Source organism: Stenotrophomonas sp. STEN046 (assembly GCF_056759755.1).
Genome location: NZ_JBRRDR010000077.1, coordinates 1 through 7,734, shown reverse-complemented (window position 1 = coordinate 7,734; position 7,734 = coordinate 1). Strand labels below are relative to the sequence as shown.

The following is a 7,734-nucleotide window of genomic DNA, read 5'->3' as shown; positions in this document are numbered from 1 at the left end:
GTGTTGTTGTTGGGTGGGGGGGGGGGCGGCGCCCCGGGGGAGGGGGAGGCGGTTAATACTACCCTTTAGCCTAAGCCGCGCAACCCAGGGCGCGTATACCCCTCCCCAGCCCACCCGCCCAACCCCCGACAGTTTCCGTGTGCGTCCAGCCCACGTAAAAGAAATGAAGGGCAAAAGCAAAAGCCGGTCGCTGCGCTCGCGGGTCGGGTTCCTCTATATATGTATCGACACCCACATCTGCTCCTGCACTTGCCGTTGCCGTTCGCTCCGCCGCGGGAGAGTGTCAGGTCGGGGTGGTGTGGGGTGGAGGGACCATCCGCGCCATGGATGGCGCGGCTGAGCCTACACGGACGTACTTGCGGCGTGTCCCGTAACCCCACACCGCCCCGGCCAGTCCGCAGTACCCCGGAGCCGACGTGCTTCGGCTTCGGCTCTGGCTTTGGCTTGTAGAAAGCGCTGCCGGCCGCAGGCCGGCCACAACCCCCCCCGCTGCGCTGCGGCACGACCAGCGACCGGCCGATCTGGGATAATGCGCGTTCTTGTTTCCTCTGCTGCCGGACCCGGTCATGACCCAGAAGACGCTGCTCAACGATACCCACCGCGCCCTTGGCGCCAAGATGGTCGATTTCGGGGGTTGGGACATGCCCATCCACTACGGCTCGCAGCTGGACGAACACCACCTGGTGCGTCGTGAGTCGGGTGTGTTCGACGTCAGCCACATGACCGTCGTCGACCTGCGCGGTGACCAGGTCAAGCCGTTCCTGCGTCGCCTGCTGGCCAACTCGGTGGACAAGCTCAAGGCCACCGGCAAGGCGCTGTACTCCTGCATGCTCAATCCGCAGGGCGGCGTCATCGACGACCTGATCGTCTACTACCTCGGTGAGGATTTCTTCCGCATGGTGGTCAACGCCTCCACCCGCGAGAAGGACCTGGCCTGGCTGCGCGAGCAGGCCGCCCCGTTCAACGTCTCGGTCGAACAGCGCCCGGACCTGGCGATCCTCGCCGTGCAGGGCCCGCAGGCGCGCGACATCGTCATCGGCCTGGCGCGCGACGCCGACCGTGAAGCGCTGACCAGGCTCGGCCGCTTTGCCGCCCTGCAGGTGCAGTCCGACGATGGCGTCGAGCTGTTCGTCGCCCGCACCGGTTACACCGGCGAGGATGGCTTCGAGATCCTGCTGCCGCAGGATGCCGTGGTCGCATTCTGGAACCGCCTGATCGCCGCCGGCGTAAAGCCGGCCGGCCTGGGTGCGCGCGATACGCTGCGCCTGGAAGCCGGCATGAATCTGTACGGCCAGGACATGGACGAAGCGATCAGCCCGTACGAAGCGGCGCTGGCCTGGACCGTGTCGCTGGACGAAGGCCGGGACTTCATCGGCCGCGACGTGCTGGAGGCGCAGAAGGCCGCCGGCAACGCACGCCAGATGATCGGCCTGGTGATGGATGAGAAGGGCGTGCTGCGCCACGGCCAGGCCGTCACCACCGCCGGCGGCCAGGGCGAGATCCTGTCCGGAACCTTCTCGCCAACGCTGGCCAAGGGCATCGCGTTCGCCCGCGTCCCGGCCGGTGAACTCGGCGAAGTCACCGTCGACATCCGTGGCCGGCAGGTGCCGGTGCGCGTGGTCAAGTTCCCGTTCGTGCGCGAAGGCCAGGCCCAGCCCGGCGTGCTCACCGACGCGTGATCCGAACGTGCCGGCCGTCACTGACAGCAGTGGCGGTCGGTTGGTTACACTAGCCCCGTTTTTTCCACCCCTGCATATCTCTGGAGCAGTCCCATGAGCGAGATCCCCGGCGACCTCAAGTTCCTCAAGTCCCATGAGTGGGCCCGTGTCGAAGGCAATGGCCGCGTTACCGTCGGAATTTCCGACCACGCCCAAGGCCTGCTGGGTGACCTGGTCTACGTCGAGCTGCCCGAAGTCGGCGCGACCGCCAAGGCCAACGAGCAGATCGCGGTCGTCGAGTCGGTGAAGGCCGCCTCCGACGTCTACAGCCCGGTCAGCGGCACCGTCGTCGAGGTCAACTCGGCGCTGTCGGACAAGCCGGAAACCATCAACGAAGATGCCTACGGCGACGGCTGGATCTACGTGGTCGAGCTGACCAACACCGACGAGCTCAACGAGCTGCTGGATCCGGATACCTACGCTGAAGGCCTGGAAGACGACGAGCACTGAGTCGTCGTTTCCTGGTTCGAACGCGGCCACCTTCGGGTGGCCGTTTTCGTTTTGGCGGACGCATCCAACGCATGCCGACCGGTTCGCCGCATGCCATCGGCACGGCACCGGGCGGTGCTGATCGCCGCCGAAGTGCGTGCGCAGTTTTGCGCAAATCCGCGTTTCCACCCCCGCAATGGCGTGCTGGGATGTGAAAATTTTTCAGCCTTGTTTCGGGACCGTTGTGGTCGCGTCGGCGCACGTGCGGACAGGCGCCGACGCGTTGCCTGCACTTGACCTTCTTCCTGTGCCTGCATCATGCAGAGTGCTTATTTCAAGTGTTTTTTCTTTCGTGTCTGCGCGCGCGCGCTGGTATCGGCGTTGCGCGCGGCGGTGTCTTGCCACGTTTGTCGAGGCATGCCGGCGGCAGTTGGGTGGGTGTCCGGGACGCGGCGGATGTGAAAATTTTTCGCGGGGGTTGTTGACAGTAAAAAAAAGCGTGATTAGGTTTCGCCTCAGCAGACCTTGCCTGCCAAACCGAGTGCGCAGAATCAATCGTCCGATGCGAAGCAGCCCCTCGAAGACCACCGCGATCCTCAAGACGGTGGACATGGCCCCGCTTCCCCCGGAGAAATGCAAGGCGACCCCTGTTCCGATGCCTGCTCCGCCGAACGTGGCAGGCATCAACGCATCCGTAACGGCGCGCCTGACGCGCCGGCGGTCCCCGCACGCAGCATGGGCGGGTTTGATCCACCTGGGCGTTTCAACTCCCTATCACTGACGAGGAGCCATCACCATGGCAACCAAGAAAGCTGCGAAGAAAAAGCCCGCTGCCAAGAAGGCAGTGAAGAAGGTCGCGAAGAAGGCCGCTGCCAAGAAGGCAGTGAAGAAGGTCGCGAAGAAGGCGACCGCCAAGAAGGCAGTGAAGAAGGCTGCCAAGAAGGTCGCCAAGAAGACCACGGCGAAGAAGGCAGTGAAGAAGGCGGCGAAGAAGGTCGCCAAGAAGTCCACTGCCAAGAAGGCCGTAAAGAAGACCGCGAAGAAGGCCGTCAAGAAGGTAGCCAAGAAGGCCACCAAGAAGACTGCCAAGAAGGTTGCAAAGAAGGCCGCCAAGAAAACCACCGCCCGCAAGCCGGCCAAGAAGGTCGCCAAGAAGGCAGTGAAGAAGGTAGCCAAGAAGGCGACTGCCAAGAAGGCTGTAAAGAAGACCGCGAAGAAGGCCACCAAGAAGGCTGCCCCGAAGAAGGCTGCCAAGAAGGTTGCCAAGCGCAAGCCGGCCGCCCGCAAGAAGAAGGCCGCTCCGGTGGCTCTTCCGGCAACCCCGGCGCCGCTGATCTAAGTACTTCCCGATAGCCGTACCCTGAGACCCCTTCCCCGACTGCCCAGCGGGGAGGGGGTTTTTTTATGGGACCACCGGGCGATCAGTCCTGCGAAGGCAGGCGTGCCGGAACGCGATAGACCACCGATGCGAACTTCGGCGCCGCCTCCGTTGCGACCACCTGGCCACCCAGGCGTTCGGCGAGTTGGCGACTGGGCAGGTTCTCCTCGGCCACCGGGTAGCGGAAGCTGGACGCGGAGAATCGGTTTGCCGCCCAGTCGACCACGGCTCTTACGGCTTCACGACCATAGCCATTGCCATGCTCGTGCTCGCTTATCCAGATTCCCAGTTCGGGTTCGGGCTCCGCAGCATCATGCAGTGCGGCGATACCGATGAAGGTGCCCCGTTGCCGATGGCGGATCACGAACGTGTATTCGGATCGCGCTTCCATCGCGCCCAGCCACCCTTGTCCGATCGCCCTGAATGCCGCAATGGAGTCTGGCGGCTCGAAGGCCATGAACCGGGTGAGCGTCGGCGTGATTGCGCCGAACACCTCGTCCGCATCTGTCGCCTTGAAGGGCTGCAGCAGCAAGCGTTCGGTTCGAAGGATGTCCGGCGTCTGTTGCATGCTCCGGAGTGTCCCATGCGGAGGCCGCACGTGCGAAAAAAGAAGGGCGACCCGGAGGCCGCCCTTCTGCTTGCATGATGCCTGCCTGTCGGCTCAGCGCGGCGAAGCGACGGCGCGGTTGCCCGAGGCGCCCTTGCCCTTGCGCTTGTCCTGCTGTGCCGGGGTGGCACCCTCGGCCATCAGGTTGTCGCTGCCGAAGTCGGTATCCACATCCAGCCAGCGCTGCGACGGCAGCCCCAGGGCGGCATCCAGCACGGTCGGCAGCAGGCCGCTGGGCAGGCCGCTTTCGCCGTTCCACATGATGGCGATGCCGAGGTCGCGTTCGGGTACCAGTGCGACCAGGCCACGGTAGCCCTGCACGGCGCCCGCATGGAACACCACATCGTGGCCGGCGTAGTCGAAGGTGCGCCAGCCCAGCGCGTAGCCGGCCGAGTGCAGGCGCTCGCGGCGCCAGCCCGAACGCATCTCGCCCGGGGTGTTGATCAGGCTGGAATGCAGGGTGGCCAGCAGCGGTGCCGGCAGCACGTCCGGACGGTGGCCGGTGTGGGCCAGCAGCCACTGCGCCATGTCGCTGGCGCTGGCGTTGACGCCGGCGGCCGGGGCGACGCGGTAATAGGTCGGCTTCGGCGTCAGCGACACCCAGCCATTGCGGCTGCGTACGTGCGGACGCGCCCAGCGCGAGCTGGCCTGGATGCCGGCCAGGCCCAGGCTGGCATCATTCATGCCCAGCGGCTTGAAGATGCGGCGTTCGACCGACTGTTCGTAGAAACTGCCCGAGGCCGCGTAGACGACATCGCCAATCAGGCTGAAGGCCACGTTCTGGTAGGCGTAGCAGTCGCCCGGCAGGCACTTCAGGCCGGTATTGGCCAGCTTCTGGGTCAGCGCGTAGTACTCGGCGTTGCCTTCGATATCGCGGTCATAGGCGTTGTACGGCAGGCCCACGCGGTGGCTGAGCACGTCGGCCACGGTCAGGCGGTCGGTCGCTTCCGGCGAATTCAGGCGGAAGCCCGGCACGTAGTCGGTAACCTTGCTGTCCCAGCGCAGGGTGCCATCGTTGACCAGCAGGCCAGCCATGGTGCCAGCGAAGGCTTTGGACAGCGACGCCAGGCGGAACACGGTGTGGGCGTCGACCGGCAGCGGGTTGTTGACGTCGGTGACGCCATAGCCACGCGCGCTGAGCACGCGTCCACCCTGCACGATGGCCACGGCCATGCCCGGCACGCGCTCACCATAGGTCAGCTGCTGCGCCATCGATTCGATGTTGGCCACGTTGAAGCCGGCCGCGGGCAACTGCACCTGCGGCACCAGCCCGGTACGGTAGGCGGCCGGCTGGGTGTGGGCGACAGTGGCGCCGGCAGCGGACTCGATGTTGGCCGGCATCGGCGGCAAGGCCGGCGGCGTCTGCGCGGTGGAAGACAGGGCAAGGGGCATCAACATGCCCAGCAAGCCGGTGGCCGCCGAACGGATCGGACGACGCAGGTTGTTCTTTTTCATCGGTTGGAGCCCGTGCGCGACTGCTGGTGATGATTCTAGCGCCGCTTTTCACCTGTGCACAAACAAAGCGAAGATGAATGCGCATCTCGTTGAAAGAATTGGACTTTTGGTGCCGGAAAAGCGTGTGTCGGCGGATATCATCCGGGCCCCGTCGTGACATTCCGTTGCGCGGATGGGGGCAGCCTGTGCTGGCGATGTTGCAGTGCATTGGCTAACGTACGCGCTTCACCGCCGCCGGAGCCTGCCATGCCGCTGTCCAACCGCCTGTCGCAGGCGAGGGGAGCCGCGTGAGCGCGGCCAGTTCCAGCCCGCTGCGAGGGCTGTTCACCGGGCTGCGCGAGTCGCCGGCCCTGTGGTGGTCGTTCCTGTATTTCTTCTGCCTGCTGAGCGGCTACTACGTGCTGCGCCCGGTGCGTGAGGCGATGGCGGCCTCGGCCGACCTGGAAACGGTGTTCCCGCCGCTGCTGATCGCCTGGTTCAACAGCCATGGCATCGCGCTGAAGGACTTCGTGCTGCAGTTCCTGTTCTCCTGCGTGTTCGTGATCATGCTGGTGCTGCAGCCGGTCTACGGCTGGCTGGTCAGCCGCTTCCCGCGACGGGTGTTCCTGCCGGCGGTATATGGGTTTTTCATCGTCACCCTGCTGGGCTTCTATGCACTGTTCGACAGCGGCGTGCCGGGGCGCGGCATGGCCTTCTTCCTCTGGGTGATGGTGTTCAACCTGTTTGCGGTGGCCGTGTTCTGGAGCTTCATGGCCGATGTGTTCTCCAATGCGCAGGCGCGTGCCTACTACGGCTACATCGGTGCGGCCGGTACCATCGGTGCCTTCCTCGGCCCACTCATCACCAGCGTGCTGGTGCAGCGGGTGGGCATTGCCAACCTGATGCTGGTTTCGGCCGGGTTCCTGCTGGTCTGTCTGTTCTGCATCTGGCGGCTGCGGCACTGGGCGGTGCTGCGCGAGCGCGAACAGCAGCTGGTGTCGGGCGAGAAGCCGATGGGGGGCAGCGTGCTCGACGGCCTCAAGCTGATCGTGCGCGAGCCGCTGCTGCGCTGGCTGGCGGTCATGGTGGTGTTCGGCGTGGGCGTGGGCACGCTGCTGTACAACCAGCAGGCCAGCATCGTACGCGCGGCCTTCAGCGACCCGGCCGCGAGCACGGCGTTCTTCTCGCGCATCGACCTGGCAGTGAACGCGCTGGCCCTGCTGATGCAGCTCGGCCTGACCCGTTGGCTGCTGTCACGCCACGGTATCGCCCCGGCGCTGCTGATCCCGGGCTTTGCAATCCTGATCGGTTTCTCGGTGCTGGCCGCCTCGCCGATGCCGTTGATGGTGGCGGTGGTGCAGGTGATGACCCGTGCCAGCGAATTCGCGCTGGCCAAGCCTGCCCGCGAGACCATCTATACCCGTGTGGACCGCCAGTGGCGCTACAAGGCCGGCGCGGCCATCGACACCGTGGTCTACCGCGGTGCGGACCTGAGCTTCACCTGGGTGCACAAGGGGCTGTCGCTGTTGGGTTCCCATGTGGTGTTCATCGGCGGCGTGCTGGTGGCTGCGTGCATGACCGCCGCCGCGTTCGGCGTGCTGCGCGAAGAAAAGAAACTGCCGCGTGATCGATGAGATCGCCGGCCCGCTTATCCAAGGAGTGAAACGATGCCATTGATCGCGCTGCTGTTGACCGTGCTGGTTGCTGTGCTGCACCTGTACTTCCTGGTGCTGGAGATGTTCCTGTGGACCCGTCCGCTGGGCCTGAAGACGTTCCGCAACACGCTTGGGAAGGCTGAGGCCACGCGCGTGCTGGCGGCCAACCAGGGCCTCTACAACGGCTTCCTGGCGGCAGGCATCGTGGTTGGGCTGGTGCTGGCGCAGCCGGTGCTGGTGACGTTCTCGCTTGCCTGCGTGGTGGTGGCGGGGTGCTACGGCGCCTACAGCGTGAACCGCCGCATTTTCATGATCCAGGCGCTGCCGGCGATCCTGGCGTTGGTGTTTCGCGCGCTGGCGTGAGTTTCCAGCCAACGGCGCAGCCCCTCGTGGGGTGGTTGCGGAATGCGGTCATGTGATTGGGCCGGGGGGGGGGGGGGGGGGGGGCGGGGGGCGCGCGGGGGCAGCCCGGGGGGGGGGGGGCACGACACAGGCGGCGCACCCGCGCGGAGC

At 65.5% G+C, this 7,734-nt stretch carries 7 protein-coding genes; 5 read left to right on the top strand and 2 right to left on the bottom strand.

All coding sequences use genetic code 11. The features are described 5' to 3' along the window. Positions 1-566 precede the first annotated feature (566 nt). The 3 genes from gcvT to ACVOLJ_RS20620 all read left to right on the top strand — a co-directional run bounded on the left by gcvT (position 567) and on the right by ACVOLJ_RS20620 (position 3,486). Positions 567-1,679 carry a glycine cleavage system aminomethyltransferase GcvT gene (gene gcvT, locus ACVOLJ_RS20630; protein ID WP_475280024.1) on the top strand — a complete coding sequence of 371 codons (1,113 nt, stop codon included), beginning with the start codon at positions 567-569 and terminating at the stop codon, positions 1,677-1,679. 93 nt (positions 1,680-1,772) lie between these two features. After that, complete coding sequence (gene gcvH / locus ACVOLJ_RS20625; protein ID WP_475280023.1) at positions 1,773-2,168, top strand: glycine cleavage system protein GcvH; 396 nt, start codon at positions 1,773-1,775, stop codon at positions 2,166-2,168. A 775-nt stretch (positions 2,169-2,943) separates the two neighbouring features. Next, positions 2,944-3,486: a hypothetical protein gene (locus ACVOLJ_RS20620; RefSeq protein WP_475280022.1), complete on the top strand. Its 543-nt coding sequence runs from the start codon at positions 2,944-2,946 to the stop codon at positions 3,484-3,486. A gap of 82 nt (positions 3,487-3,568) precedes the next feature. Here the strand turns inward: ACVOLJ_RS20620 and ACVOLJ_RS20615 are convergent, their stop codons facing one another. Both ACVOLJ_RS20615 and ACVOLJ_RS20610 read right to left on the bottom strand, forming a co-directional pair. Continuing rightward, positions 3,569-4,093, bottom strand: a complete 525-nt coding sequence (locus ACVOLJ_RS20615; RefSeq protein WP_481564974.1) for a GNAT family N-acetyltransferase — start codon at positions 4,091-4,093, stop codon at positions 3,569-3,571. Positions 4,094-4,186: 93 nt separating this feature from the next. Next, positions 4,187-5,587: a serine hydrolase domain-containing protein gene (locus ACVOLJ_RS20610; RefSeq protein ID WP_475280020.1), complete on the bottom strand. Its 1,401-nt coding sequence runs from the start codon at positions 5,585-5,587 to the stop codon at positions 4,187-4,189. Positions 5,588-5,874: 287 nt separating this feature from the next. On the opposite strand from ACVOLJ_RS20610, the gene ACVOLJ_RS20605 reads away from it, so the two are divergent. Together ACVOLJ_RS20605 and ACVOLJ_RS20600 are read left to right on the top strand one after the other, a co-directional pair. Then, positions 5,875-7,200 (top strand): NTP/NDP exchange transporter, encoded by a 1,326-nt coding sequence (locus tag ACVOLJ_RS20605; RefSeq protein ID WP_481564973.1) that lies wholly within the window; start codon positions 5,875-5,877, stop codon positions 7,198-7,200. Positions 7,201-7,233: 33 nt separating this feature from the next. Next, the gene (locus tag ACVOLJ_RS20600) at positions 7,234-7,584 is read left to right on the top strand and encodes a DUF1304 domain-containing protein (protein WP_475280018.1); all 351 of its coding nucleotides are present in this window, start codon (positions 7,234-7,236) and stop codon (positions 7,582-7,584) included. Positions 7,585-7,734 lie beyond the last annotated feature (150 nt).

Excerpts from the sequence above, each read along its gene's own strand:
- gcvT (WP_475280024.1), top strand. The coding sequence starts at position 567 with ATGACCCAGAAGACGCTGCTCAACGATACCCACCGCGCCCTTGGCGCC.
- gcvH (WP_475280023.1), top strand. The coding sequence starts at position 1,773 with ATGAGCGAGATCCCCGGCGACCTCAAGTTCCTCAAGTCCCATGAGTGG.
- ACVOLJ_RS20620 (WP_475280022.1), top strand. The coding sequence starts at position 2,944 with ATGGCAACCAAGAAAGCTGCGAAGAAAAAGCCCGCTGCCAAGAAGGCA.
- ACVOLJ_RS20615 (WP_481564974.1), bottom strand. The coding sequence starts at position 4,093 with ATGCAACAGACGCCGGACATCCTTCGAACCGAACGCTTGCTGCTGCAG.
- ACVOLJ_RS20610 (WP_475280020.1), bottom strand. The coding sequence starts at position 5,587 with ATGAAAAAGAACAACCTGCGTCGTCCGATCCGTTCGGCGGCCACCGGC.
- ACVOLJ_RS20600 (WP_475280018.1), top strand. The coding sequence starts at position 7,234 with ATGCCATTGATCGCGCTGCTGTTGACCGTGCTGGTTGCTGTGCTGCAC.